This is a genomic window from Moritella sp. JT01, assembly GCF_001574435.1.
Lineage (GTDB): Bacteria > Pseudomonadota > Gammaproteobacteria > Enterobacterales > Moritellaceae > Moritella.
In genome coordinates this window covers 282,588-309,112 of record NZ_LOCN01000006.1, presented here as the reverse complement: position 1 = coordinate 309,112, position 26,525 = coordinate 282,588, and the positions used below count along the sequence as shown (strand labels likewise).

The 26,525-nt window shown below is 39.2% G+C and carries 23 protein-coding genes; 11 read left to right on the top strand and 12 right to left on the bottom strand.

Translation table 11 applies throughout. The features are described 5' to 3' along the window. Positions 1 to 112 precede the first annotated feature (112 nt). The 6 genes from AKG98_RS06600 (at position 113) to AKG98_RS06575 (ending at position 7,381) form a co-directional block, all read left to right on the top strand. Positions 113 to 514 carry a RidA family protein gene (locus AKG98_RS06600; RefSeq protein ID WP_067043134.1) on the top strand — a complete coding sequence of 134 codons (402 nt, stop codon included), beginning with the start codon at positions 113 to 115 and terminating at the stop codon, positions 512 to 514. Positions 515 to 604: 90 nt separating this feature from the next. Next, on the top strand, positions 605 to 2,089 hold the full coding sequence (locus AKG98_RS06595; RefSeq protein ID WP_067043131.1) for an aldehyde dehydrogenase family protein: 1,485 nt from the start codon (positions 605 to 607) through the stop codon (positions 2,087 to 2,089). Positions 2,090 to 2,133: 44 nt separating this feature from the next. Next, entirely contained in the window at positions 2,134 to 3,123 is a 990-nt protein-coding gene (locus tag AKG98_RS06590; RefSeq protein WP_067043127.1) for a membrane dipeptidase, read from the top strand. Positions 3,124 to 3,220: 97 nt separating this feature from the next. After that, positions 3,221 to 4,840, top strand: a complete 1,620-nt coding sequence (locus tag AKG98_RS06585) for a BCCT family transporter (RefSeq protein ID WP_067043124.1) — start codon at positions 3,221 to 3,223, stop codon at positions 4,838 to 4,840. 94 nt (positions 4,841 to 4,934) lie between these two features. Further along, on the top strand, positions 4,935 to 6,650 hold the full coding sequence (locus tag AKG98_RS06580; protein WP_067043120.1) for a hypothetical protein: 1,716 nt from the start codon (positions 4,935 to 4,937) through the stop codon (positions 6,648 to 6,650). Then, positions 6,647 to 7,381: a DUF3726 domain-containing protein gene (locus tag AKG98_RS06575; RefSeq protein ID WP_067043118.1), complete on the top strand. Its 735-nt coding sequence runs from the start codon at positions 6,647 to 6,649 to the stop codon at positions 7,379 to 7,381. The genes AKG98_RS06580 and AKG98_RS06575 overlap by 4 nt, the downstream gene beginning before the upstream one ends. 32 nt (positions 7,382 to 7,413) lie before the next feature. Here the strand turns inward: AKG98_RS06575 and AKG98_RS06570 are convergent, their stop codons facing one another. Both AKG98_RS06570 and dusC read right to left on the bottom strand, forming a co-directional pair. Continuing rightward, the gene (locus AKG98_RS06570) at positions 7,414 to 9,324 is read right to left on the bottom strand and encodes an HD domain-containing phosphohydrolase (protein ID WP_067043115.1); all 1,911 of its coding nucleotides are present in this window, start codon (positions 9,322 to 9,324) and stop codon (positions 7,414 to 7,416) included. A gap of 90 nt (positions 9,325 to 9,414) precedes the next feature. Beyond that, positions 9,415 to 10,353 (bottom strand): tRNA dihydrouridine(16) synthase DusC, encoded by a 939-nt coding sequence (dusC, locus tag AKG98_RS06565; protein ID WP_067043112.1) that lies wholly within the window; start codon positions 10,351 to 10,353, stop codon positions 9,415 to 9,417. Between the two features lie 261 nt (positions 10,354 to 10,614). Between dusC and apt the strand changes: the two genes are divergently transcribed. The 3 genes from apt (at position 10,615) to AKG98_RS06550 (ending at position 14,199) form a co-directional block, all read left to right on the top strand. Continuing rightward, positions 10,615 to 11,160, top strand: coding sequence for an adenine phosphoribosyltransferase (apt, locus tag AKG98_RS06560; RefSeq protein WP_067043109.1), 546 nt, complete (start codon positions 10,615 to 10,617; stop codon positions 11,158 to 11,160). A 123-nt stretch (positions 11,161 to 11,283) separates the two neighbouring features. Beyond that, a complete protein-coding gene (dnaX, locus tag AKG98_RS06555) occupies positions 11,284 to 13,752 on the top strand; it encodes a DNA polymerase III subunit gamma/tau (RefSeq protein ID WP_067043106.1) in 2,469 nt (822 codons plus the stop codon). A 117-nt stretch (positions 13,753 to 13,869) separates the two neighbouring features. Then, positions 13,870 to 14,199, top strand: coding sequence for a YbaB/EbfC family nucleoid-associated protein (locus tag AKG98_RS06550; RefSeq protein ID WP_045110960.1), 330 nt, complete (start codon positions 13,870 to 13,872; stop codon positions 14,197 to 14,199). A gap of 870 nt (positions 14,200 to 15,069) precedes the next feature. Here AKG98_RS06550 and AKG98_RS06545 read toward each other — a convergent pair. The 8 genes from AKG98_RS06545 to AKG98_RS06505 form a co-directional block, all read right to left on the bottom strand. Next, positions 15,070 to 15,489: an ester cyclase gene (locus AKG98_RS06545; RefSeq protein WP_067043103.1), complete on the bottom strand. Its 420-nt coding sequence runs from the start codon at positions 15,487 to 15,489 to the stop codon at positions 15,070 to 15,072. 106 nt (positions 15,490 to 15,595) lie between these two features. Next, positions 15,596 to 16,345 (bottom strand): trans-aconitate 2-methyltransferase, encoded by a 750-nt coding sequence (locus AKG98_RS06540; RefSeq protein WP_067043100.1) that lies wholly within the window; start codon positions 16,343 to 16,345, stop codon positions 15,596 to 15,598. A 39-nt stretch (positions 16,346 to 16,384) separates the two neighbouring features. After that, positions 16,385 to 17,542, bottom strand: a complete 1,158-nt coding sequence (locus AKG98_RS06535) for an MFS transporter (protein ID WP_228140230.1) — start codon at positions 17,540 to 17,542, stop codon at positions 16,385 to 16,387. 1,273 nt (positions 17,543 to 18,815) lie between these two features. Beyond that, positions 18,816 to 19,604, bottom strand: coding sequence for a trans-aconitate 2-methyltransferase (locus AKG98_RS06525; protein WP_067043091.1), 789 nt, complete (start codon positions 19,602 to 19,604; stop codon positions 18,816 to 18,818). A 178-nt stretch (positions 19,605 to 19,782) separates the two neighbouring features. Further along, positions 19,783 to 20,676, bottom strand: coding sequence for a hypothetical protein (locus tag AKG98_RS06520; RefSeq protein WP_067043088.1), 894 nt, complete (start codon positions 20,674 to 20,676; stop codon positions 19,783 to 19,785). Positions 20,677 to 20,687: 11 nt separating this feature from the next. Continuing rightward, positions 20,688 to 21,449, bottom strand: a complete 762-nt coding sequence (locus tag AKG98_RS06515; RefSeq protein ID WP_067043085.1) for a hypothetical protein — start codon at positions 21,447 to 21,449, stop codon at positions 20,688 to 20,690. Next, entirely contained in the window at positions 21,449 to 21,958 is a 510-nt protein-coding gene (locus AKG98_RS06510; RefSeq protein ID WP_067043257.1) for a hypothetical protein, read from the bottom strand. Before AKG98_RS06510 ends, AKG98_RS06515 begins: the two co-directional genes overlap by 1 nt. 28 nt (positions 21,959 to 21,986) lie before the next feature. Then, a complete protein-coding gene (locus AKG98_RS06505) occupies positions 21,987 to 22,277 on the bottom strand; it encodes a J domain-containing protein (protein ID WP_067043082.1) in 291 nt (96 codons plus the stop codon). A 334-nt stretch (positions 22,278 to 22,611) separates the two neighbouring features. Here AKG98_RS06505 and recR point away from each other — a divergent pair, with 334 nt between their 5' ends. Next, positions 22,612 to 23,214 carry a recombination mediator RecR gene (recR, locus tag AKG98_RS06500; RefSeq protein ID WP_067043079.1) on the top strand — a complete coding sequence of 201 codons (603 nt, stop codon included), beginning with the start codon at positions 22,612 to 22,614 and terminating at the stop codon, positions 23,212 to 23,214. A 292-nt stretch (positions 23,215 to 23,506) separates the two neighbouring features. On the opposite strand, the gene AKG98_RS06495 is transcribed toward recR, so the two are convergent. Then, positions 23,507 to 24,091 carry a superoxide dismutase gene (locus AKG98_RS06495; RefSeq protein ID WP_067043077.1) on the bottom strand — a complete coding sequence of 195 codons (585 nt, stop codon included), beginning with the start codon at positions 24,089 to 24,091 and terminating at the stop codon, positions 23,507 to 23,509. Positions 24,092 to 24,429: 338 nt separating this feature from the next. Between AKG98_RS06495 and AKG98_RS06490 the strand changes: the two genes are divergently transcribed. Further along, positions 24,430 to 24,759: a Grx4 family monothiol glutaredoxin gene (locus AKG98_RS06490; RefSeq protein WP_067043074.1), complete on the top strand. Its 330-nt coding sequence runs from the start codon at positions 24,430 to 24,432 to the stop codon at positions 24,757 to 24,759. A 171-nt stretch (positions 24,760 to 24,930) separates the two neighbouring features. Here the strand turns inward: AKG98_RS06490 and AKG98_RS06485 are convergent, their stop codons facing one another. Next, complete coding sequence (locus AKG98_RS06485; RefSeq protein WP_067043071.1) at positions 24,931 to 26,256, bottom strand: Na+/H+ antiporter family protein; 1,326 nt, start codon at positions 26,254 to 26,256, stop codon at positions 24,931 to 24,933. Positions 26,257 to 26,525 lie beyond the last annotated feature (269 nt).

Below are 26,525 nucleotides of genomic sequence, written 5' to 3'. Positions count from 1 at the left end.
AGGGTGATAAATTTTTCTTATCAAACGAACAGAATTTACCGTTAGATTTATCAAGAGTCAAATGTCAGTATTCACAATATTGAAACAAAGCCGTTACAAAGTGGATGTAAACATGAAAACTCAAAGCTACCCTGTACAAACTGAATTATTTGCGTCTAAGGCTCCCCTTGAATGGGCTATTGTCAATAATGGCACCTTATATACTGCGCAAATCCCTATTGATCAAACTGGCGTTGTTGTTGACGGCGGTATTGAGGCTCAAACACGTCGAACGCTCGATAACCTGGTGCATACTTTAGAGTGTGCAGGCGAATCACTTAATTCTGTACTGCAAGTTTTAATCTACGTGACCGACCGCGAGTACCTTGCAACCGTTAATCAAGTATATGCCGAATATTTTAAGGCTCCTTATCCAAATCGTGCCGCAATCGTGGTAGCCGGACTCGCCCGTGAAGAAATGCTGGTGGAACTCGTTGTCTACGCAGCGGTTAACGCCGAGCTAAACCCAAATTAAGCGTAAACAAAACCCGAACATAATAATGAATATGATCTAATTTATAGAATACAGACAAATCTAACGCATAGCCGAAACAAGGAAAGTAGTATGACAACTCAAACACAGCACTCACTGCATATCGGTGGTGAATGGCAACCAGAAAGCTCACTTTACATTGGCGGCGAATGGCAAGCCGGTGTTAGTACTATCGCTAATATCAATCCGTCCGATGTTAGCCAAAATCTGGGTAACTTTGCACAAGCAAGTGCAACGCAAGTTCAACACGCTATTTCAGCAGCCAAGCATGCGCAGCCAATATGGGAAAAAACACCATTAGAGCAAAAACAAGCGGTACTACAAGGTATCGGTGATGAGTTGATTGCCCGCTGTGATGAACTTGGCCGTTTACTCTCAAGTGAAGAGGGCAAGCCGTTTTTAGAAGGTCGTGGTGAGATTTATCGTGCGGGTCAGTTCTTTCAGTATTTTGCCGCTGAAGTGCTACGTCAAATTGGTGATAGTGCGGCGTCAGTAAGACCGGGTGTCTCTGTTGAGGTAACACGTGAAGCGGTTGGTGTTGTTGCGATTATTTCACCGTGGAATTTCCCAACTGCGACGGCTGCGTGGAAGATTGCGCCAGCATTGGCATTTGGTAACAGCGTTATCTGGAAACCAGCGAACCTAACCCCAGCCAGTGCGGTGGCATTAACAGAAATTATTCATCGTCAAGGTTTACCAGCAGGTACCTTTAACCTGGTACTTGGTAGTGGTTCGGCAGTGGGTAATGTCCTGATTAATTCAACCGAAGTGAATGGCGTCAGCTTTACTGGTTCTGTTGATACGGGTCGTAAAATTGCAGCTGCAACAGCCCCTAATTTTGTGCGTTGCCAGCTAGAAATGGGCAGTAAGAATGCACTTATTGTTGCAGATGATGCGGATATCAATATTGCTGTTGAAGCGACGATTGCCGGTTCTTTCTCTGGCGCTGGTCAAAAGTGTACAGCCTCTTCTCGTCTTGTGGTGATGGACGGTATTCATGATGCCTATGTTGAAGCATTAATTAAGCGCATGAGTGAACTAAAAGTGGGTCATGCCTTAGAAGAAGGTGTGTTCATGGGGCCTGTTGTTGATGGTAAGCAATTAGATGCTAACTTTGACTGGATTGATACCGCACGTAAGAGTGGTGGTGAACTGGCATTCGGTGGTGAACGTTTAAGTTTAGAGCATGAAGGTTTCTATATGTCGCCTACACTGTTTGTTAATACTAAAAATGATTGGACTGTGAACCAAGAAGAAGTATTCGCGCCAATGGCGAGTGTTATCCGTGTTACTGACTTAGATGAAGCAATCGCAACAACCAACGATACACGATTTGGTTTAACGAGTGGCATCATCACGCAAAGCCTACGTACCAGTACCTTGTTTAAACAACAAGCGCAAACAGGCTGTGTGATGGTTAACTTGCCAACAGCGGGTACGGATTACCATGTACCGTTTGGCGGCCGTAAAGAGTCTAGCTTTGGACCTCGTGAACAAGGCCAATATGCAAAAGAATTCTATACCGTGGTTAAAACAGCTTACCAACGTGCTTATTAAGTTTCTGGAATAATCACTAAGTTAATGAAAAGTTAGGAGTCGGTATGTATCACCAAAGGATTGTTATTGACGGGTTGCAATATTGTAATTGGGATCGAGAGTACTTCCAGACATTAAAAAGCAGTGGTATTACCGCTGTTCACGCCACGATTGTTTATCACGAAACAGCGCGTGAAACATTAAGCCGTTTTGCGGAATGGAATTTACGGTTTGAACAAAATGCAGACTTGATCATGCCGATCCATTCTGTTGCTGATATCGAAAAGGCGAAGATATTAGGCAAAGTGGGTATTTTCTTTGGCGCACAAAACTGCTCATCGATTGATGATGAAATCGGTTTAATTGAAGTGATGCGTCAACAAGGGCTGCTTATTATGCAGCTGACTTATAACAACCAAAGCTTACTGGCGACAGGGTGTTATGAGAAAAATGATAATGGTATTACTCGTTTTGGTAAGCAAGCTATTGCGGAGATGAATCGCGTTGGAATGCTCATCGATATGTCACATAGCGCAGAGAGATCTACACTTGAAGCGATTGATTTATCGTCACGTCCTATTTGTATCAGTCATGCCAACCCGACGTTTGCGTTTGAAGCACTGCGTAACAAATCGGATACGGTGATCAAGTCTCTCGCAGCGCGTGGTGGGTTGTTGGGGTTCAGTTTATACCCATTTCACTTACCTAATGGTAGCCAGTGTACCTTAGATGATTTTTGCCAAATGGTCGCGAAAACGGCCGATATGGTGGGTGTTGAACACTTGGGGATTGGTAGCGATTTGTGTCTCAATCAACCACAAACTGTATTGGAATGGATGCGTAATGGTCGCTGGTCTAAAGCGATGGATTACGGTGAAGGCTCTGCAAGTAATGCAGGCTGGCCGGACTCATTACCCTGGTTCTGCGGCAGCGCAGGCATGGAGAATATTTATAACGGATTAATGCGCTACGGATTCTCAGAGTCTGAAGCGGGGCAGGTACTGGGTGATAATTGGTTTAACTTTTTAAAGCAAGGATTAGAGCCTATTTCGTAAGTTATAACCCACATATAGAACACCAGCTCATGATTAAGCTATTGGGCTGGCGTAAATACACCTTTGCAATTGCAAAGAAAACCTCTGGAGTCAGAGCATGTCAGATTTAATCAAAAGCGTGAAAGCGGCGAGCTTAGATAGTGAAGGTAGCAATACCGCTAGCGCTTCAAGCTCTTCAAATAAAAGCGCAGTAAGTGAGAGTAATTCTACAGCGGATAAATTGGGTTTTAGTAACCCCGCGTTTTGGTACAGTGGCAGTTTTCTTGCCTTATTTGTACTCTTAGCGTTATACGATGAAGCATTATTATCCAGTCTTGTGAATACAGGGTTCTCGTGGGCTGTCACAGCCTTTGGTCCTTATTGGCAAATATTGTTGTTATTAACTTTTTTGATTGGCATAGGTTTAGCTGCTGGTCGTACTGGTAATGTCGTTTTAGGTGCACTGCCTAAACCTGAAATGGATGGCTTCCGTTGGATGGCTATTATCTTCTGTACCTTACTCGCTGGTGGCGGTGTATTTTGGGCTGCTGCAGAGCCAATTGCACATTTTGTGAGTCCACCACCCTTGTATGGTGCACAAGAAAATGTTCAGCAAACCGCTATCAACGCATTGTCACAATCATTCATGCACTGGGGTTTTCTCGCTTGGTCGATTGTTGGTAGCCTTACATCTATCGTGGTGATGCATCTTCATTATGATAAAGGCTTACCGCTTAAACCGCGTATTTTACTTTATCCTGTTTTCGGTAAACGCGTGCTAACTGGTCATACTGGTGCCTTGATTGATGCTTGTTGTATCGTGGCTGTTGCGGCAGGGACTATCGGCCCTATTGGTTTTCTTGGTTTACAGGTGAGCTACGCATTAAACGTTTTGTTTGAGATCCCGGACGGATTTACTACGCAGCTTATCATCATCTTATTTGCAATTACGTTATATACAATTTCGGCATTGAGTGGCTTAAATCGTGGCATGCAAATGCTCAGTCGTTACAACGTTGTTTTAGCTTGTGTATTGATGGTCTATATCCTTATTTTTGGTCCAACTAACTTTATTTTTAATGGCTATATCCAAGGTGTGGGTAGCCTGATCGATAATTTCATTCCAATGGCGACGTACCGTGGTGATGAAGGTTGGTTGAGCTGGTGGACGGTATTTTTCTGGGGCTGGTTCTTAGGTTATGGTCCAATGATGGCTATCTTTATTGCTCGCATTTCGCGTGGTCGAACAATTCGACAGTTAGTGACCACGATCAGTATTATTGCGCCGCTAACAACGTGTTTCTGGTTCACCATCGTGGGAGGTTCGGGTTTAGCATTTGAAATTGCAAATCCGGGTTCAGTCAGTTCTGCATTTGAGGGCTTTAATCTACCTGGCGCATTGCTTGCTGTCACAACACAGTTACCATTTCCTATGGTTACTTCGGTCCTTTTTCTTATCCTGACTACGATCTTTATCGTGACGACGGGTGACTCGATGACTTACACAATTAGTGTGGTGATTAGTGGTGAAGAGGAACCAAATGCATTTATTCGTACATTTTGGGGGGTGGTTATGGGGATAACCGCGTTAGTCCTTATTTCACTTGGTTCAGGAGGCATATCGGCACTGCAATCTTTCATCGTTATCACGGCTGTACCTGTTTCTTTAATTTTATTGCCATCACTTTGGAACGCACCACAAATAGCGATTCAGATGGCGAAAGACCAAGGGTTATAGGTTATAGGTTGTAGTGGTAAAAAAGTAATGTGAAGCAAGGCGGTGAGCATGCCGCCTAATTAAAACTCTTATAATTAAAATGGAAGTTAATAATATGGATGCTCGTCCCTCAATTTGTGGTGGCACTTATATGCGTGATCCTGAAATCGTCATGGCACCAGAAAGACTCGGTGCAATGCATCAAAATCGAATTAGTTTTGTGCGCAGTTTGGTTCGTAAAATGGCGCAACAAAACTGGCAGGTCACTCAGCATGATTGGCAATTATCACCACAAGGTTTTGGTCATGTGATTTATAAATTGATTACGTTGGAACATGTTTATCACTTAGTTATTTTTTGTGATGAGATCGCGGATGAAGAGCGTAATGATCGTGTTATTGCCGAAAAATGGGACGTGACGTTCGCCCTTGTTTATGGCGATGTCGATGCTGATTTACTGGGATGTTTACGTGCAAATGTGCCGTTACAAGAAGCAGGACGGAATCCAAATAAGGTATTGGTATTAGCACGGGCAAACAAAAGTGTTCGTGTATTTGAACATTTAGTGTCGCACCTTGCAAAAGGTCAACAACCGAATACCAAAGAACTCGCTGAAGTTGGTTACATCCTACGTACGACTGCTGTTTATGGTAATGGCAAGTTTGGTATTGCCGATTTTGGCTGGCTTGAGAGTAATGACGATTTCAACCAGTCATTCAGTGCGCAGATGTGTGCTGTGTATATATTACGTGAATTCAGCCTGGATTGGATTCATTACATAGCCAATCAGCAAGGTGGTGAGAAGGCGGTTAGTTTAGATGTCGATTTACAACGCTACCTTGGTATCGGTAATGCAACAGGTCTCGGCATGGCGCCATACTTAATCAATCACCCTTGTGTCGTTGATAAGTGGTTATCATCTCGAGAGTCTGCGCTGACGGCTGTATTAAACAGTTCAGTTACTGGTAATAAACGCGAGCCATTGCAGCGTTTATTACAAAAAGCCCTTTGCCACTTGGATCAAATTATCACGATTAATGAACAGCAACAAGATCTTAATACGACCGCAATAGTTGAGCTGGATGATTTATTGAATAAGTTAGAAAGCGTGCTATTCCAGAGCTCTACCTGGCAGGCGTTAGTTGATTTCAGTCAACAATATAGCTTGGAAACCCAGGAGATCCTGTTGTCATGTTTGATGGAGATTAATCCTGATTTAGTGGACAGCTATGAAACCAAGATGAATTGTGATGAAAGCTTAAATCTACCGAGCGGTAAACGGATTGAAGATTTATTAGCGGTCTTGGAAAGTCGTTATCGTTGGGCAATCGACACTGATTTTAAGCAACCAGAAAACAATTATTGGTTTTGGTATCGTTCACAAGACAAGGAAGAACCACGTTTAGGCGTACGGGGGGAAGAACCTGGCGAAGACCGTGAGTTACCGCTGGATATTGGTCGTCAAGCCTATCGCCTTTATCATGCATTATTGATCTGTAAACCAAACATGCAGTTGGCTGAGTTTTTAGTGCTACATCCTCAATATCGTGCTATTTCACGTCGAGTTTGGACGCTCGGCAATAAAGACATGGGCGAGATCCAGATGAACGTATTGCACAAAACAGCACTACCAATGCATTTGTTGCGTTGTAAATTAGCGGTATTTGGCGCAACTAAGTTCGATCCTCGTTCAGAGCGTTGGGTGCGGGTTACCTTTTTCCAAGGCGCCCCTTTGCTTAATGAAATTCATGATGGTGAGTGGTTGTTCCCGTTGTTACCGACCCATTCATTAAATCAAGCAGTAGCAGTAGCAGAAGGAGATGCGTCATGATTGTTTCACATAATGAATTAACGGCCGTTGTTAACAAAGCCTTTCTTGGTATGCGCCGTACCTGTGGTGAAGCTGATATCATTGCTAATATGGTTGCTGGTTTGCAGATGGTAGGCTTGAACGGTATCGGCCATTTCAACAATGCCGCACAATTCTTGACGGCTGAAAAAGATTGCCCAGTTGATATTTTCACCACGAATGATGGTAGCTTAGTGGTTGATTTACATGGCTGTAGTTTAGCTTGTCACTTGCCTGTGGTGATTGATTATGCGATTGAAAAAATGGTGGGTAAAAAACACCTGACTATCGAGTTGAAAAATTGTCACAACCGTTGGCTTGCGTATAATGAACTAGTGAAGCTAGCTGCTAAAGGACTAGCATGTAAAGCACAATGGAATAATGGTTCGTCACCACAAAATACCTTGTATATTTTGAATCAAGGTTGTGTGTCTCCGGAATTGTTTTTATCTGACCATCTGAACTTAGCGGGGAGTGGGTTACATGATATGACCATTCAATTATCAGTGAAAAGTTTTGATATTGCGGGCTACTCTGCGGGTTACACGAGACATATTAAGTCTTCAGAACTAAATAGCGCACTACGTGATACTTGGAATGACGGCATTCTGGTTGATGATGCGGAATGGGAAACGTTGAAACAAACCGCAACAGCACTCTTGGTTGAAAATAGTGAACAATCGCTTCAAGGCGCAGGAGAACTAGCTCATTAACTTCGCTATTTGTTTAGTTTACAGAATACCGTCTATTGGCATCGCCGAGGCAGTTGATGAACTTCAATACTCGGTGATAATTTTTTATAAATGTTCAAAATATCCATTAAACAATGATCAAATGCAGCGATAACACTTGGATCGAATTTGCTACCGGATAGTGCTCGAACCTTATTAATTGCGATTTCAATGGGGATTGCCTTTTTGTAGCAACGGGGATGTATCATGGTATCAAAGGTATCGACAACCGCCACAATACGCGCGGATAATGGTATATCATTGTAGTGTAATTGGTTAGGGTAACCATGCCCATCCCAATGCTCGTGTAAGGTTAGTGCAATATCATGAGCCACTTTAAGCGTGGCTGATTCGGCATCTTGCAAAATTTTAGCACCGATAGTCGGAGCTGTTTTCATCACTACCCACTCTTGCATTGTTAATGCTGCGGGTTTTGATAAGATTTGCTCCGGAATACCTATTTTCCCTAAATCATGCAGTTTTGCGGCAGCGCGTAATTCTTTCGCTTTATCTTTTGGCATGCCCATGCTTAACGCAATTATTTCGCAATAACGTGAAACGCGTCGAATGTGATTGGGTGATGAATCATTCTTATATTCTGTCGCAAGTCCAAGCCGAGTTATGGTTTCGGCATTGGTTTTTTCGAGCATTAAATGCAGTTGTTCATTTTCTTTGCGTGATGTAATTAAACTATCGATCATATTATTAAACGCGTATTGCGTTTGCTGTAATTCTACAAAGGTAGATTCCGATATATTCGTCTTAATAAATTGGCCACAACGAATGTTTTCAGCAATAATTTTTATTTTTCGGAGTGAATCGGTAATGTGATTGATGAAAAAGAATGAGGTTAAGCACGCGATGATACTGATCACTAGGCCAAATAAAATATTCAGTTTTTGATTATCGATTAACTCATTAAGAAAAAATTTCTCTGGCATATAAATAGCGATTATCCAAGGCCATTTGTGATGTGTAAACTCTTTAAACAAGCCATGGTATTTATTATTATCGTAATTAAATGTAACGGTTGTCGCTGTACTTCCGGTTGAAAATAGCTGTGTTTTTTCTTGTAGCGCTTGCCACGCCGTTAAGGCAATTGGATTGTTAATTTCATTGATGCGTGGAAAACGTAAACTTTCATTTGCGGTATCTTGAATGATTTTTTGGTCTGGATACGCAATGATTTCGCCAAGTCGATTAGTGACAAACGCGGTGCTATTTTCTCCGAGATCAAGGTTATCAAAAAAGGATGAAATAGTGGCTAAGGACAGATCGACACCTACAACACCGATTAATTGGTTATCTTTGTCATAAACAGGCATTGAACTGGTGATTCCGGGTTTACGTGAAGAGAAAAACACATAAGGGTCAGTCCAAGATAAGGCGTCGTTATCGAGTGCTTTATTAAACCAAATACGGTCTCGGGGATCGTAAGCTTCTTTGGTTATTTCTTTTACGGAAAGCTGTGCAAAGTTATTATCATGGGTGTAGAGATGTGATGATTTTAAGACATTGTTGGTATCAAATGTAATGAATTTTCGTGAGAACAATGGTTCATTGAAGCCTTGCTCACGTTGCACATGCACAAAGGTGCCACTTGTATTTGCAAAGTAGATCCCTGAGATATGTGGAGATTGTTTTAGTTGTTGAAAAAAATATAAACCAAGATCTTCGGATCGATCAATTGATAACACATCTGAGCTGAGTAATTCACTGCTTAATAATGTCGTTGCTGCTGCAGTATCAAGAAAACGTTTCGAATTGTTAATAACATTGTCTGCATAATCAATCATTAACTTGTGGGCATGAGAATTGAATGAACGTTGATTCGAGATGTAGCTCGACACTAATAGTGTCGTTAACGTAACAAATTGCAGTAGGATTATACCGCTAATAAGGGCTTTTTTTATGGTAATGCGCAATGGTAATTCATCCTTGAATTATGCATAAGATATCGAGTTGAACACTATTATTAACATCGAGATTTAACAGAGTCAAGTTCGCTTAAACGATCACACACGGTAGTTGTTTAGTGTATTAATCACTTCTTCTGACTGACGTAAGGCTCTTAATTGGGTAAATAAGTCGACCGCTTCAGGATACTGCTTACGTAGGTAGCTAAACCATTGTTTTATTCTGTTGGGTAGATACTTCTCTTTATCACCACGGATTTCTAATTGGCAGTAGTTCCGCAATAAAGTGACTACATCAGCCCAAGGCATGGGTGCTTTGTTGTATTTAACCACTTCACCTAAATTCGGTAAGTTTAATGCACCGCGACCGACCATTAAATCGTTACAACCAGTCACCTCTAAACAACGTTGGCCATCGGCATGACTCCAAATTTCACCATTAGCAATAACAGGGATTGATACATATTGTTTGATTTCGGCAATGGCTTCCCAGTTAATTGCGGCTGCGCGATAACCATCTGCTTTTGTTCGACCGTGTACTGTTAGCTCATTCGCCCCCGCTTGTTGCACTGCATCGGCAATTTCTAGCTTTTGGTTACTGTCTTCCCAACCTAAGCGGATCTTTGCACTGACTATATGCTCTGCGGGTACGGCGTCACGTACTTGTTTTACGATTTGATAAACAAGTTCAGGTTCACGTAAACATGCCGCGCCACCAGATGACTTATTGACTTGTTTCGCCGGGCAGCCAAAGTTGATATCTAACCCGTGAGAACCAAGGTCTATGGCACGAACTGCATTTTCTGCCATCCATTCTGGATGTTGCCCCAATAATTGAATGCGTACAGGGGTACCTGCCTGCGTACGGCAACCATTGTTTAATTCGGCACAATAACGATAAAAAATCTTCTCTGGTAATAGTTGTTCAACGACTCGAACAAACTCGGTTACGCACAAATCGTAACCGCCTTGCGCTGTCAGTAACTCGCGCATCAAATTGTCAACAACGCCCTCCATAGGGGCTAAAACTACGCGCATGTTATTGTCCTGCGTTGGCAAAATGAGCGATTAAAACAGAATTAACCACAATTGCCAAATATATCGTATAATAATTTCTTCAAAAGGAGGGTTAATCTTAATACTCGCTTGCATATCAACAAGCAGTTACATAAAATTTATCTCCAATATTATTTTTATATGAGCACATGTTTTATACCCAAATTATTTGGTGATATGACATATATACCCAAGCATCTTGAAGTAACTCGGGTATAGTTCATCAAACTAACAGGTTGAAACATGAACCAAGATACACTCGGGTTTATTAAAAACAGTATTAAATCAATTCCAGACTACCCGAAAGCAGGCATTATATTCCGTGATGTAACAAGCTTAGTTGAAAACGGTCCTGCATTTGCAGCGACAATCGACTTACTTGTTGAACGTTTTAAAGATGCTGGTTTTACAAAAATTGCCGGTACTGAAGCGCGTGGTTTTATTTTCGGTGCTCCGCTTGCTAAAGCGCTTGGTTTAGGCTTTATTTTAGTACGTAAACCAAACAAATTACCGCGTAAAACTATCGAGCAAAGCTATGAGCTTGAATACGGTACAGATACGTTACAGATCCATGTTGATGCTGTAGATGCCGGTGATAAAGTACTTATCGTTGATGATTTATTAGCGACGGGTGGCACTGTTGCTGCGACAGTTTCGTTAATTCGTCAGCTTGGCGGTATCGTTGAAGATGCTGCATTTGTTATCTCATTACCGGATCTTGGTGGTGAAGCTGTATTAAATAATCTTAATGTTAATATTACCAAATTAGTTGATTTTGCCGGCGAATAATCCGCTGCCACTGTAATAACAGTAATCATCGTAATTATCATGATTAGCTGGTGGCCGACTGCCAGCTATTTTCAGTCCCGAGCATATTAGTGCTTATCAATATTAAGTAATCATTGAACTGTTATGAGTTATCAAGTTTTAGCGCGTAAATGGCGCCCGCATAATTTTCAGCAAGTTGTTGGTCAACAACATGTGCTGACCGCTTTAGTTAATGCGCTAGAGCAAGATCGTTTACACCATGCTTATTTGCTCAGTGGTACTCGCGGTGTTGGTAAAACAACGATCGCCCGCATTTTAGCGAAGAGCTTAAACTGTGAGAAAGGGATCACCAGTAAACCTTGTGGCGAATGCTCAACGTGTGTCGAGATTGATCAAGGTTCTTATGTTGATCTACTCGAAATTGATGCGGCATCACGTACCAAAGTTGAAGATACCCGTGAGTTACTCGATAACGTGCAGTATAAGCCAGCTCGTGGTCGTTTTAAGGTGTACTTAATCGATGAAGTACACATGCTTTCTAAGCACAGTTTTAATGCCCTATTAAAAACGCTAGAAGAACCACCTGAATATGTGAAGTTCTTACTCGCGACAACCGATCCACAAAAACTGCCTATTACGATCTTATCGCGTTGTTTGCAATTTCATTTAAAAAGCCTAACGACTGAGCAGATTTCTCAGCAGTTGGTGCATATTTTATCGCGTGAACATTGCCAATATGAATTGTCAGCATTGAACTCAATCGCCAAAGCGGCCGATGGCAGTATGCGTGATGCATTGAGTTTGACGGATCAAGCCTTGTCTCACGGTGCAGGTGAAGTATTACACCAAACTGTGTTAGATATGTTAGGTACGTTAGATCATAGCCATATGTTGCAACTACTGCGCTTAATTGTCAGTGGTGATGCGAATAATTGCATGGCGAAGATTGCAGAAGTGAGCTCGCTAGGACCAGACTTCGACCAATTACACGTCGAGTTAGCAAGTTTGTTACACCGTATTGCTATGGCGCAAATTTTACCGTCGTCAGTGGTTGATACTGAACATGCCGATAAAGTGAAAGCCTTGTGTGATGACATGTCACCAGAAGATGTACAGTTATATTATCAAATCACACTGACTGGCCGTAAAGAATTACCGCTTGCACCTGATCCACGTAGTGCGCTAGAAATGACGATATTACGTATGTTAGCGTTCCGCCCACAAGGTCGCTTACAAGCGCCAGAAAGGGATGTGACGCCAGCACCTGTCGCAATCGCACCAGCGGTGACGGTGGTTGCAGCACAGATTGAACAAGCGCCGCAGAAAGTACAGCAACCTATACAAGAATTAACGCAACAACCAGCAGCTCCATTTGTTGAACCGATTGATGAAGCGGTTACGAATTTAAACCTAGAGCAAAACGAGCTATTACAAGCAGCGCAAGCGATGGGCCATGTTGAAGCGCAAGCTCTTGAACAACAAACCGCTGAACCGCAGGGCTATACAGCGCCACAAGTTGAGTCACAAAGTATTGCTCCACAGGGTGATCTAACGCCACAGAGTAATATCGCGCCGCAAAACAGTTTTGAACAACAGAATAGCGTTGCACAAGAAAATAACGCAGCAGCAGAATACACGCCACAACCGATGGATATGTCACCGACACAAACCGTACCTGTCCACAATGAGCAAGTAAATACAACTCAGCAGCAACCGCAGAGTCAAACTCCTGCGCAAGCGCAAGTAGAAGAAAGCAGTGTTGACCAAGGTCGTAAAACACGTAACTTCTTACGTAGTCGTTTAGGTACAACTGCAAAAAAGTCGACAGCGGCGAAGAGTGAACAGGCTCCATCGTCGTATGTACCGCCGAAAAAAGCGGTAGCACCTGTTAGACAGAATACACAACCTGGCCAGAATCGTTTTAACGAACCGCCAGCAAGCCAGAACATGCAGCAATCGTCTTTACAACAGTCTGCACCTGCATGGCAAGATCTACCACCGTTGGATTCGTATCAAGATCAAGGTAACTATCCTGATCAAGGGCAGGGCGATTATCATAACCAAATGCCTGACCAGAATACTTATCCACCGCAAGGCTTTGCTGAACCCGTCGTTCGTCAAATAGATCGCTTTAGCCAGGTTAAGGTTGATATTAATGATTTGTCACCCGCTTTCCAGGCACAAAAGTCAGGTAAATCAACGGCTACTGCACCGTTAGATAATAAGCTACGTGATGAAACAGACCCGTGGTGTTGTTATATTAATCAGATGAGTTTAGGTGGGCGTGTCCGTCAATTGGCGCTGCACAGTGTGATGGAGCAGGAGCCTGGTCGCGTTACATTAACCATGAATCCAGATCAACGTTACTTTGCCAATGACAAGTCACGTCAGCAGTTAAGCGAAGCGCTACAACAAGTGTTATCTGAGCCTGTGGAGTTAGTGATTAACTTTGGTGAAAACCCAAACCAATCAACGCCAGCGCAACTTGAAGAAATAATTTATCAACAACGCTTAGCGAATGCGACGAAAAACTTGTATGATGATAAGTATATTCAGTTCTTTATGAACCGTCTCGGGGCTGTTGTTGATGATAGTTCAATTGTGCCGTTATAAAGATTTAGTAACCTTGATTTTTTTTTAATGATACCCATATAGTATGAGTATTCAGTGCGAAGCAATCGGTATTTACTTATTGTTGTTCGCGACAGTCAGATAGAAAGAGAGTTTAATATGTTTGGTAAAGGCGGAATGGGCGGGCTAATGAAGCAAGCCCAACAAATGCAAGACAAAATGGCTAAAGTACAAGAAGAGCTAGCTAATATGGAAGTAGTTGGCGAATCAGGTGCTGGTATGGTTAAAATTACTATGACTGGTAGCCATAACGTACGTCGTGTACAAATCGATCCTGAATTGATGGAAGACGATAAAGAAATGTTAGAAGATCTTATCGCTGCTGCTATCAACGATGCTGCTCGTCGTGTTGAAGAAGAAAACAAATCAAGAATGGCTGACGTTACCGGCGGTATGAAATTACCACCAGGTATGAAAATGCCGTTCTAAGTTGACTGATATTTAATATCGATCAATTAGCCTCGGCTTTTCCTTTGAGGTTAAGCTGGGGTTTAGTTACCTCATAATAAGTTTTAGTGTTCATATAATTCTTTATTTAAAAAAGCATCAACATATCCAATAATTTTAACACCTTCGATATTCTCCATCCTGAGTTCGGATATACCTAAATATCTTACTATTACAGATAGATATTTACGTGGTGTTTGTAACACTGCCTGTTGTCATACTTGATATTCTTCCCTAGATATACCAAGATCTCTAGACATCATTGCGGCAGTAATACCTCGTATTTCTTTCAGGCATACTTAGTCTAATGACGTTGTTGAGCGCCTTAGCATTGACATAGACTTCACTAACTTGAGCATTGTAACACCGAAGTGATAGTGTTCCGCTCGTGAGCGTTGAATCGATAGCGATATGTCGGATAGCACCTCTCGATGGGTTAGCGTAATGGCAGAGTGAATACGCCTTCTACCATTAGCACAGTTTCAATCGCCACATCAGAGAATTGAAATTCTCGATCACTCAAAATGTAATGGAACCGCGCTGGTTAATCTGAGAATCTAGGACCTAAGATGTAAAGCAATACGAACAACAAGTTCTATTGTATTATTCTCTATTATATAAGACATGAACATTTTTTTATTATTTATACCTAATAAATAAAATGCTCTTTTTAAATGAGTATCAACAGAACTTGTTCCAATGTATAATAACTTAGCGATTCCTTTAGTGGTAATATTTAATGTTGAAAGTGAAAGGCATTCTATTTGACGGTTAGATAATTTTTTATTCCATATTTCATTAATGACTTTATAAAAATTTATATTATCATTCGTAATGTATTGTGAAGATAAATCAGAATATGAAATCTGAAATCTGAGATATTAATTTATTTATATTAACATCAGCTTGATAATTACATATTTTTCTATCTTTAAAAATAAGCTTAGTTTCTCCTTCGTAGAAAATTGAATTTCCAGTTGCTGAGACTGATAAAAACTCCCCTAAATGTTTACCTCTACACTCCCAATTAATAATAATAGTATCTTCACACAAGTGAATTGAATTTTCTTTATAATTCAATTCTGGGAAAGCTCTAAACCAAGAATGTAGCGTGTTAATAAAAGGTTCGTACCCTACACTTAACTTCACTGGGCTTCCGATTATAGTATTATGTGACATTATATTTGATATATCATCAACATTTTTTTCACTCCAAATCAATTCCATAAATTGTCTGGAATCACTAATTAACCCATCTTTATATGTCGACATAAAATCCCTTTTAAAAACAAGATATTAATGGAAATGTTAAATTTAGAATTAATTAATTAACTAAACTAAATAAAAAATACTATTTACTTTATAGGTATTTATAAAATTAATCTCGAGCAACACAATTGAATGTAATAACATCATAAACCATATTAATGCTTTCTTCCTGTTGATTAGTTAGTCGTCTAAATTCATAAATCCAATCAGTTATAAATTCAGGTGGCGCTACTTGCATATGTGGCATCCAACAGCTTATGTAACGCAAAAATAAATTGTCGTTATGAAAGTGATGTGTACGGGTCTCAACTTTAATCTTTATATTCTCAAATCCTACTTCGCTTAAAAATAGCTCTAAGTCTGAAGTAGAATAAAAAAAGTAAGGATTTGTAAAAGAAGAAAAATACGGTTTATACTTTTCATAAACCGCAATATTTTCAGATGCTTTCCAAAGATGTTCACACCTAGGATATATCAAACCTATAAAACGCCCTGATTTATCTAATGATTTATAAATAAGTCCCAATGCTTTTTTTAGATCAGAAACCCAATGTAAACAATTAAAACTAGTAATAACATTGAACTTTTCTTCGATACTTAATGTACTTACATCCTGCATTATAAACCTACATTCGGGGTAATGTTTCTTTGCAAAATTAAGCATATCTATGGACAAATCAACACCTAAAACCTTTTTTTTAGATTTTTTTTGTAAATACGATGTTATAGCTCCGTCCCCACAACCAATATCCATAATACTTTTATTTTCAAGGTGTTCTTTATCAATAAGTTCAAAAGATAATAGTTTTTGTACTTCGGAGTTCTGTGAATAATCCCCTGCATGCCAATTTAAAATCACGTGTTATTTACTCCAATTTCATTAAATTATTTATATTAGTTAGGTAGTTTTAATTCTCATTGAATATAAATATGTAAATCCAAAAAGACCTATAATAAGTCCGGTGTATTTCAGTTCATAAGGTGATAATAACGTTATAACTAATGGAGTAATACCACCAAAAATAGATAATGCACAATTAAATCCAACCCCTAATGAAACAGCCTTATGTGTCCCTTTTACTTGAGAGAAAATCACTGCACATGTAGGTGCTAGAATCAATGCGGAAATAAAAAGTAACCCTGCATTAGCTATAACCAAATATACCACATTTCCTGTATCTAGTATTGTATAGAGAGGGGCAGATAATATAATTAAACAATATACACCTAGATCCATTGCTTTTTTTGATGAACTATATCGATCAAACAACCAACCAACAAATACTATAAATATAATAAAAAAAACATTACTTAAAAGTGGGAATAATAATTTTATAGTGTCACTAGGATTTATCACATTTATTAGAATTCGTCCTGCGGTGGCATACACATAAAATACAATTCCAGCAGGTATTGAAATTAAAAATACCTTAAGAATTGATTTTTTATCAACCTTGTATCTACTCTTATTGACCGCCAGTGGAACTCTATCAACTAACTTGAATTTAAAATAAAAGCTCAATACTATATTAAAAATACCTAGAAATAGTGGAATTCGCCATCCAAAGTCAACCATCTCCTGTCTAGACAAGTTATATTCTAAAATCAAGATGAGTGATTGCGCCATGAGGACACCAACCAAACAACTAGCAACAATTAAAGCTGAGACTTTAGTCTTACTTTCTTTTTTTGATGTCTCAAGTAGATAGCATATTATTACCGGATATTCACCACCAAAACAAAATGACTGTATCATTTGAAGAAGTAATAGAATAAGTGGTGCTGCAATCCCGATTTGAGAGTAAGTCGGGAGTATAGCCATTGAAATTGTTGCTACACCAATAAGAGAACTCGTTAGGATTAAAGCTTTTTTCCTTCCATATTGATCAGCATAAAGTCCAATAATAAAACCACCAATAGGTCTCATTAAAAATCGGATTGCAAAAATACCCCATACAAAAATAATTGATTGTTCAAGAGAGGAATTAGAAAAAAAATTTTCAGCGATATAAACATAGATAACACCATAAACAGCAATATCATAGTATTCAAAAATATTACCAGAAATAATACCTAATCTTCTTTTCCAAGTAACCCCTATTTATTATAATCTTGATGCAAAAAAATATATAACTACAATTGTTTTGACTCATTACGAAACAAGCTTGGTTGCTACTTATTTGCAACCTACTTACAACACTTGGCGGGATGTTACCCTTTTAGGGTAGTTTAGATAGGGTGGAGCAACCAAACTATCTAATTCGAGGTGAAGTATCGCAAAGCGACACTTTAGCAATATTTTAATCTGTTAATTCAAGGTTATAATTTGAGCTGACGAGAACATAGCTCAACTTAACGTTAAAAATTTGATTTACTTATTGCATGTAAATTGGAGTAAGCGATATGAAAAATCAAGATTGGCTCAGTCGTCTATCCGCTGAATTTAACCAATGACGTTTGACCTGACAATACCACCAAACAAAAAAAACTAGGCCTAAAAGATAAACCCGTGGTACTGGCTCAACATTGCGTTGTTATCGCATCGATGGTTTTTGACTGCCAAGCCATATTTAATATAATCGGCAGAAGTGATTGTAACTGTAGAATTTATTGCTGTTTCGTTCTCTGTATTCTTTCCATAGTAATTGCAGAGTCATTATTTTTGGTTTGAGCTCTTGATGGTTCACATCATCCCATTCCTTAGATAGCGGCCATTAGGTGATTAAGAGCGGTTAAACAGCCATTTTTACACTGGTAATTTCCGTCCCCATTTTTTGGGTACATTTTTTTTGGGAAATTTGTTTATAATAAAAAAACCATCATTAGCTAATTTAAATTTTAGTTATTGAATGATAAATTACAAACCCTCTTAACCATACTGTTTATCCCGCTGTAATTAGCTACGCATATACGAAATTAAAACTAACGGCGAGTATGATTTTTCATAAAGTTAATGGCTAATACTTTAATATTATTCATTGCTTTTTGTTGTGAATGTATAAAAATTTAGATTTAAATGTGGATACAGTGATATTTGAAAAATTCGTCATCATTATTTTAATGTTACTTTTTCTTATTTTATTTGGCTTAATTTATATATTAGTTGCTTATCGTAATCGTATTAATAAATTTATGTCTGGATTATCAGAATGGGATATAAAGATTATTTATCATTGTTTATTATTTTTTACATTACAGTTTATGTTAGTGATCTATTTGTTCAAATAAAGCTAACGAAAGTGAATGAAAATATATTTAAAGTTGAATTGATACATGCATATGCTAATAATTAGAAAGGGCTACGATTAGCCCTAGTAGTTTTAACGTGGTTAGCGCGTTCTAGGTGGATTACATAGCAATAGCATTCGATGTAATGATAATGTGGACCGAACATTATCATTACTGATTAATGCTTTGAATTTTTGTATAAAATCAGTCTGAAAATCTTTCGGTACTTCTACGTCAAAGTTATCACTAGAAGTATAGACTTTGACCGCACCAGACTTAAAAATTCTAAATAGTTCTTCATTAGTTACATTATAAGTAAAGCTATGAGCTTTAATTGTGGAAGGTGTTAACCCTGAGTGTACTAATAAATCTTTAAATTGTGCTTTTGTTTCTAAATGCAAACAAGGACACTTGAAATGTCGGTATAATTCGGAGAAATACATATCAAAAACGTGTTCTACAAGTATTATTATTTCTTCACACCATAAATCCCGATATGGTGTTTGAATTGCTACAACGCCATTGGGAGCGAGCACATCAGCAATTCGGCTTAATGCAATATCATGTCGTTCCCACCACTGAAAAGATGAATTAGAAAAAATTAAATCATAGTCATATTCAGGAGTAAACTCTTCAATTTTTTGACATATAAAATTGAAGTTTGATGAGGGGAAATTACTCTTTGCAATATTAATCATTTTTGATGATGGGTCTATGGCATCAATTATAGCATTGGGATATTTTAAACTTAATTTATGGGTTACATTTCCACTGCCGCAACCGATATCTAGAATTCGTTTTGGTTGTGGATGGTTAATCATGTTAATTAGATAATTCGCAGCATCTTGCTGAACAACATTATTAATTGAGTACTCTGTTTCATATTCCATTATTGATACCTAGACTTAAAATACAATATCATACCATTGTATATCAATGTTTTATAACAACATTTAAGCTTGGTGTTTGATAGTCTAAAAAATTATCCGAGGGTGTAAAAAAGCGGGAATACCCGATTGGATATGCCCGCTTTTTATTATTCGTTAATTCTGTGAATATTTATAGATATCACATCACGATATAGACTGGCCAACCTAACAAACCTGTTAGCCCTTCTTTATATTCAAATCGCTCTAATCGCTCTGGACTCGCATCTTTTAAGCGCAGCTCTCGATAGTTTTTAGCAAACGTTAACGTGCGCAGTAGACCTGGCGTAAAGTACTGACCCAGTTCAATATTTATGGTCTCGACAAGTGCCGATGGCAACTCGGACAACGTCAACTTAATTTGTTGATCAAGATGTTCAATCGAGAACCAGGCGTCTTTAAGTTCAATTTTCGCTACGCGTTGCTTAAGATCTGGTCTTACTTTAACCGGACCAAAAAATAGACGGTACAGTACCACTTCCGCAAACACGCATTCGAGGCTTAAAAAGTCTAAAGGATCGTAGCTTGTTTGGGCATAAAACTGCTTTAACAAGCACACAACAGACTCTTCACGGTTAAACTCTAACAGGGCATCTTGATAGCTCTGCCAGCCTTGCCATTCATCAGCATCACTCGGGGTTGATATTTTATCGAGTAACGTAGGATCTATATCGCCATATACTGACTTACCGTTTAGCTTATACTTGCTGACACGGCTTAGCATGCTCCAACCTTTTTGGAAGGATTTAACAATACCGTTTGGTGTCAAAACGAGTTTAAGTGCTTGCGCTAGATCGTGATTACTGAGTGACATTAGTCCTAAGCTTGTCACGCCGATCACATCGTAAGCAGCGTTCTCTAGCAGATGCATCTTGTGTTTATTATAAAATTTATCTGCCAGCTTAAGGCTCATCAATACTGCCTTGCCTTTAATTTCGGCAAGTTGTGCTTCATCTAATCGCGCTTCGGCTTGACCATAATCTAATACTTTACTTAAAAAAGGTCCTTGATTACTGTCTCTTAGTACAATTTGCATTAACGGGATCCTTAATCAAGAAAACTAAACATGTCATCTACTTCAGCATATTCATCAGTTACTTCATTTTTCTCTTTTGCTTGAAGCACTAATTCATTGACGAAACTGTCGATGATAGCTACCCAGCTTGAATTTTCGCTACGCAGTAAATTCTTAATTGATTTTTCAACATCTGGAGCAAGCTCACGGATCAAGGCGAGTAAGCTACGTGGATCATCAATACTTAAGCTGTGCGTTTCTTCTTCTGCACTACGGCCAGTATAACCGACAGTTTCGCCATCATCTTCATCATCATAGTTATCAGTGATGTGGCTGTGATGATCTGCTTCAACCGCGGGTGCTAATAGATATTCAATAAATGGGATAGACAGATAAAAAAGACCAGCTTGGTCTTCAGCAATGCACTCTAAAATAGCCGTTTGTTTCGCTTCACTATCTTGGATACGGATAAGATAGGTTAAAAAATCAAACGTATGCTGGATCAATTCATCGGCATTGTTTTTAACCTTTTCTTCCCAGTATAGGGGTTGTTGGCACACAATATCGCGGATTTGTTCAGGGGTCATTAGCTCAGACATGATAGAAGGGCAAGAGATATCATGATGACTGTTAATCTGCGTTAAGGTCACGATATCCATTTGCTCGATAACTTCAATCAAAACGTCATCAGTCATGGTGTTAGCCATTAACTCAAATTTCTTACTCGCCTGCTTAGGTTCTACATCGGCAAGTTGTTTGATTTCGATTACGGCTGTTTCAATTAAGCTATTCATTATCGCTCTTCCTCTTCCTCATCAAATGGGTCGTAATAAGCTTCTTCTTGCTCTTCGATGTAGTCATCATTATCATTATCTCGATCATGCTCTTGCTCTTTATTTGTCGCGGTTGACTTATTGTCATTTGCCAACAAAAATAGAACGAAACAGCTTTCTATTAATAATGCTTCAGAGTAGTCCCGAACGGCTAAAACAAGCGGTAAGTCGTCCTTATTAAAAGCGACTGTCGTTTTAAAATCATTCCATTCAGGCTGGATGCCTTCTTTTATCCAGTGAGCCCACTTGAGTTTTGCTTCAGGTGGGAATTTAACCTTACCATAAAGCGCAATCGGTAAGTACTCTGGTACAGAGTCAAGTAACTTAGGATCGGCCTGTAAAATAGTCTTAATTTGGCTAGTAAACTCTTCGAGTGCATTTGGGGTATCGGGATCGTTATAAGATTCGATATTGTTATATGCATTTTCTTTTAATTCATCAATACGTGATAGATCGAGTGCTTTGGTTATTAGTGCTGTGGTCATGAGTGCTCAGAAATTAATTTATAGAATAAAATTGATCCCACAGCTCGCGCATTGCGGCAGCAGGGTCGGTCACAATAACGTTACTGAAGTTTTTTACAAAATCGCGTTTTAGCTTAGGATTTGAAAGTACTTCATACGCATTTCTTACTCGTTGCAGCTGAGCTTCAGCATGCACTTTCTCATCGTCTGATGCGCCGAGTAATTTATCAGGGTGAAACCGATTCGATAGACGTTTGTAGGCTTTCTTAACGTCGTCTTCATTTGCGTTCGGCTTGATACCAAGCACACTAAAGTGGTTAATCATAATGTTACCTGTGGCAGATTAGCGCAACCAATAATTTGGGAGGCAGAAGTTTAACGGCTGAAAGGTCAGATCACAACACAAATCCGACATTGTTGTGGCTTAATGATCTTACCTGGTCGATTATGCGTTGTTCTCGTTTTTTCATTCTGCTGTTTTGTTCCCGTATAATTTATGTTTATCGCCATTTTAACAGTGCTTCCAGAGTGAGTCACTCCAAAACATGCTCGTCACCTAGGGGACAAAATTATATGCTAAAGCATCCTATTTAATGTAGTATTGCGCTCAATATAGATGCGAAATCCAGCTTGAGCAGGGTTTCTTTTTGGAGTTATAAATGAAGTTTAGTCCCTTGTTAGATCAGCTGATTAATGATTTACAAATTTTACCGGGTGTAGGCCCTAAGTCTGCACAGCGTATCGCTTTCCATATTTTAGAACGCAAGCGTGATCATGCTGTATCTTTGGCGCATTCTTTAGAAAAGGCAATGATTGAGATTGGTCATTGCCAGCAGTGTAATACGCTGACTGAATTAGATATCTGTGCTATTTGTGCAAACCCTAAACGTCAAATTGAAAGAATACTTTGTGTTGTTGAAGGTCCTGCTGATGTTGCTGCGATTGAACAAACCAATCAATTTAGTGGTCAATATTTTGTACTCATGGGTCACTTATCACCATTAGATGGTATCGGACCGGATGAAATAGGCTTAGATAAGCTAGCCGAATTATTAGCATCGGGTAGCTATGAAGAGCTTATTTTGGCAACGAATCCTACCGTTGAAGGCGAAGCTACTGCCTATTATATTGCTGAAATAGCACAAGAATATGGCGTGAAAGCAAGCCGTATTGCGCATGGCGTTCCAGTGGGTGGTGAATTAGAGTATGTAGATGGAACGACCTTGTCCCATTCATTACTTGGTCGGCAGCTAATCTGTTAATTGTCAGTCGATACTGTTAGTAAATTCAGTTAGTTGATTGATAAGTAGAGAACAGTGAACATTAGTGTCGTTGGAATAGACAATGTTAACATTGCTTTGAATGTATTACTAAAATTCATAGAGACCTCGGTCTTAAGAGTTAAGTAATAACATCCTTGTCATTAATATAATGAGATAAAGCATAGCAATTTAGTATGACTAATACTAGCCAAAGAACAAAAAAACCGATAGTGCTCACTATCGGTTTTTAATTATTGTCTACTGTAAGACAAACCTAGAACTAACAGGTTTATTAAGCTGCGAAGTTAGCGGCAGCGAAATCCCAGTTAGCGAGTGCCCAGAAACCTTTAAGGTAGCTAGGACGTAAGTTACGGTAATCAATGTAGTAAGCGTGTTCCCACAGATCAACTGTGATTAGTGGCGTAACACCAGCTTCAGTGATAGGAGTACCAGCGTTAGAAGTGTTAACGATTTCTAATTCGCCTTCAGCGTTTTTAACTAACCAAGTCCAGCTTGAACCGAAGTTGTTTACTGCTTTGTCGTTAAATGCAGTTTGGAATGCTTCGAAAGAACCGAATTTAGCGTTGATAGCGTCAGCTAGCGCGCCTTCTGGTTGACCTTTTGCATTTGGAGTAAGGCTGTTCCAGTAGAACGTGTGGTTCCAAACTTGTGCTGCGTTATTGAAAATAGGACCTTCAGAAGATTTAACAATCTCTTCTAATGATTTTTCAGCATTAGGTGTACCTTCGATTAGACCGTTAAGCTTAACCACATAAGTGTTGTGGTGTTTGCCGTAGTGAAAAGAAAGAGTCTCAGCAGAGATATGTGGTTCAAGTGCATCTTGTGCGTACGGTAAAGCTGGTAGTGTAATACTCATAGGTATTTCCTTATTTATTGATAGCTAAAAGCTATCCATTGCTCATTATTGATTTAATTATTGCAGGAATACTAACGCTAGCGTTGAATATATTCAAGTATTTGACCGTAATTGTATTGTTCAATTAATAAATTGTAACGAGTGAATTCATTTTTTAACAATTAGACTAAATATAAAACAAAATAACCCTACAAAATAACGGTGTTAACCAAGCTATAATTAGCATAAAATGGCTGCGAAATTTGTATTTATATAATGCATTCTATGGTTAGAGTTTAAATAACTAGATTCAAATAATAACTACAATAGATGTAAACGCTAAGATTTGTGAGGACACAATGGAAACTTTAGATAAAATCAAACAGCAACTTGCTGAGAACTCAATCATCCTATACATGAAAGGATCTCCAAAACTACCTAGCTGTGGTTTTTCTTCACAAGCATCACAAGCAGTAATCAATTGTGGTGAGCAATTTGCTTACGTTGATATTCTACAAAACCCAGATATCCGCGCTGAATTACCTAAATACGCTAACTGGCCTACATTCCCACAACTATGGGTTGACGGCGAGCTTGTTGGCGGTTGTGACATCATCATGGAAATGTTCCAACAAGGTGAGCTACAGCCATTAATCGCTGCAGCTGCTGCAAAAACGAAAGCTGAATAACTGTTAATAGTCGTTAAGTGTTCGTTGTGTTATAAGCGCTATTAATCGCTTGTAAGCATAATCAGAATACTAAAAAGGGAAGCAATTGCTTCCCTTTTCTATGTCTGCGATTTGAACCGTCGACAGCATAGTACAGTGCCGATATTCAGCTTACTGCACTGTTTAAGATGCTTACAGCGTAACTGCAGCTATCCAACCAAAGATAATAAGCGGAATATTATAGTGGATGAACGTTGGGATCACCGAGTCACGAATATGATCGTGTTGACCATCAACATTTAGACCCGATGTTGGACCTAATGTTGAGTCTGATGCTGGTGAACCTGCATCACCAAGCGCGGCTGCGGTACCCACAAGAGATGCTGTTGCTAATGGTGAGAAACCAAACTGTAAAGCAAGAGGTACATAGATAGTCGCAAGAATTGGGATTGTAGAGAAAGATGAACCAATCCCCATCGTTACCAATAAACCTGTTATTAGCATTAGCAATGCAGCCAGACCTTTATTGTCACCAATGACACCACCGATTGAACTCACTAATGATTCAACACCGCTTGTTGCTTTCATTACTTCAGCAAAACCTGATGCTGCGATCATAATGAAGCCAATCATTGCCATCATGTGTACACCGCGAGTGAACATATCTTGTGTTTCGTGGAATTTTATAACACCACCAAGCGTGAAGATAATGAAGCCTGTGAGTGCGCCAAGAATGATTGAATCATAAGTTAACTGTAAGCTTAATGCTGAAACAATCGCAACCATAGCAACAATGATGTGACGAGGGTTAAATTCAACTGGTTTATTTTCTTTAGCAGTTAATTCGCTTTCAACCAAATATTCACGAGGTTTACGATAGGTAAATGTCACGGCAGTAATTAAACCAATAACCATACCTAATACAGGTAAAGCCATTGCCGTTGGTAATTGCTCAGCAACAACATTCGCACCGTTATCATTTAGATTTTTAAGTAAGATGTTGTTTAAGAAGATGCCACCAAAACCGATAGGTAGGAACATATACGTTGCAGTTAGGCCAAACGTGATCACGCAAGCGACAGCACGACGGTCTAATTTTAATTTCGTCATCACGCCAAGTAGTGGCGGCACAAGTAAAGGGATAAAGGCAATATGAACAGGGATAACATTTTGTGATGAGATAGCAACGAGTAGTAAGGTGAAGAGTAAACCATACTTAAAACCGTTAATTTGACGCTGAGAACCCGCAGAACCTAGACGGCTAACAATTTTCGCTGCGAGTAGGTCTGTAATACCAGACTTTGAGATTGCAACTGCAAATGCGCCTAACATAGCATAGTTCAATGCAATTGACGCACCACCACCTAAACCTGAGTTAAACGCCGAAATGACTTCTTCTAAAGGTAACCCACCAATTAAGCCACCTAAAAAGGCACTAATTGTGAGTGCTACAACCACATTAATCCGCATAAAACTGAGGATTAACATAGCTAGCACCGCGATAACTACAGGATTCATTTATCTACTTTCCAATGTTAATAATTTCATTGTATGTAGTATATAAAACTATCCTGGATAAGATAAGTGAATTTTAAGTCTATTTATGGGTAATTGTGCAGATGCAGTGAATTATTGCCGTTAAAAATGAAAATCCTTAACTATTTGATAGTTATTTTCATATTTATCATTTGTTGCGAAGAGTATTTTGAGTGCTAGCATTACTTTATGCACTTGGGTTTTCATTCTATGATTCTTGTGTAAACAGGTCCTTTATAGGGTTTAAATTA

Bases quoted from the DNA above. Each gene is read 5' to 3' on its own strand.
- AKG98_RS06600 (WP_067043134.1), top strand. From the start codon at position 113: ATGAAAACTCAAAGCTACCCTGTACAAACTGAATTATTTGCGTCTAAG.
- AKG98_RS06595 (WP_067043131.1), top strand. From the start codon at position 605: ATGACAACTCAAACACAGCACTCACTGCATATCGGTGGTGAATGGCAA.
- AKG98_RS06590 (WP_067043127.1), top strand. From the start codon at position 2,134: ATGTATCACCAAAGGATTGTTATTGACGGGTTGCAATATTGTAATTGG.
- AKG98_RS06585 (WP_067043124.1), top strand. From the start codon at position 3,221: ATGTCAGATTTAATCAAAAGCGTGAAAGCGGCGAGCTTAGATAGTGAA.
- AKG98_RS06580 (WP_067043120.1), top strand. From the start codon at position 4,935: ATGGATGCTCGTCCCTCAATTTGTGGTGGCACTTATATGCGTGATCCT.
- AKG98_RS06575 (WP_067043118.1), top strand. From the start codon at position 6,647: ATGATTGTTTCACATAATGAATTAACGGCCGTTGTTAACAAAGCCTTT.
- dusC (WP_067043112.1), bottom strand. From the start codon at position 10,353: ATGCGCGTAGTTTTAGCCCCTATGGAGGGCGTTGTTGACAATTTGATG.
- apt (WP_067043109.1), top strand. From the start codon at position 10,615: ATGAACCAAGATACACTCGGGTTTATTAAAAACAGTATTAAATCAATT.
- dnaX (WP_067043106.1), top strand. From the start codon at position 11,284: ATGAGTTATCAAGTTTTAGCGCGTAAATGGCGCCCGCATAATTTTCAG.
- AKG98_RS06550 (WP_045110960.1), top strand. From the start codon at position 13,870: ATGTTTGGTAAAGGCGGAATGGGCGGGCTAATGAAGCAAGCCCAACAA.
- AKG98_RS06545 (WP_067043103.1), bottom strand. From the start codon at position 15,489: ATGTCGACATATAAAGATGGGTTAATTAGTGATTCCAGACAATTTATG.
- AKG98_RS06525 (WP_067043091.1), bottom strand. From the start codon at position 19,604: ATGGAATATGAAACAGAGTACTCAATTAATAATGTTGTTCAGCAAGAT.
- AKG98_RS06520 (WP_067043088.1), bottom strand. From the start codon at position 20,676: ATGCAAATTGTACTAAGAGACAGTAATCAAGGACCTTTTTTAAGTAAA.
- AKG98_RS06515 (WP_067043085.1), bottom strand. From the start codon at position 21,449: ATGAATAGCTTAATTGAAACAGCCGTAATCGAAATCAAACAACTTGCC.
- AKG98_RS06505 (WP_067043082.1), bottom strand. From the start codon at position 22,277: ATGATTAACCACTTTAGTGTGCTTGGTATCAAGCCGAACGCAAATGAA.
- recR (WP_067043079.1), top strand. From the start codon at position 22,612: ATGAAGTTTAGTCCCTTGTTAGATCAGCTGATTAATGATTTACAAATT.
- AKG98_RS06495 (WP_067043077.1), bottom strand. From the start codon at position 24,091: ATGAGTATTACACTACCAGCTTTACCGTACGCACAAGATGCACTTGAA.
- AKG98_RS06490 (WP_067043074.1), top strand. From the start codon at position 24,430: ATGGAAACTTTAGATAAAATCAAACAGCAACTTGCTGAGAACTCAATC.
- AKG98_RS06485 (WP_067043071.1), bottom strand. From the start codon at position 26,256: ATGAATCCTGTAGTTATCGCGGTGCTAGCTATGTTAATCCTCAGTTTT.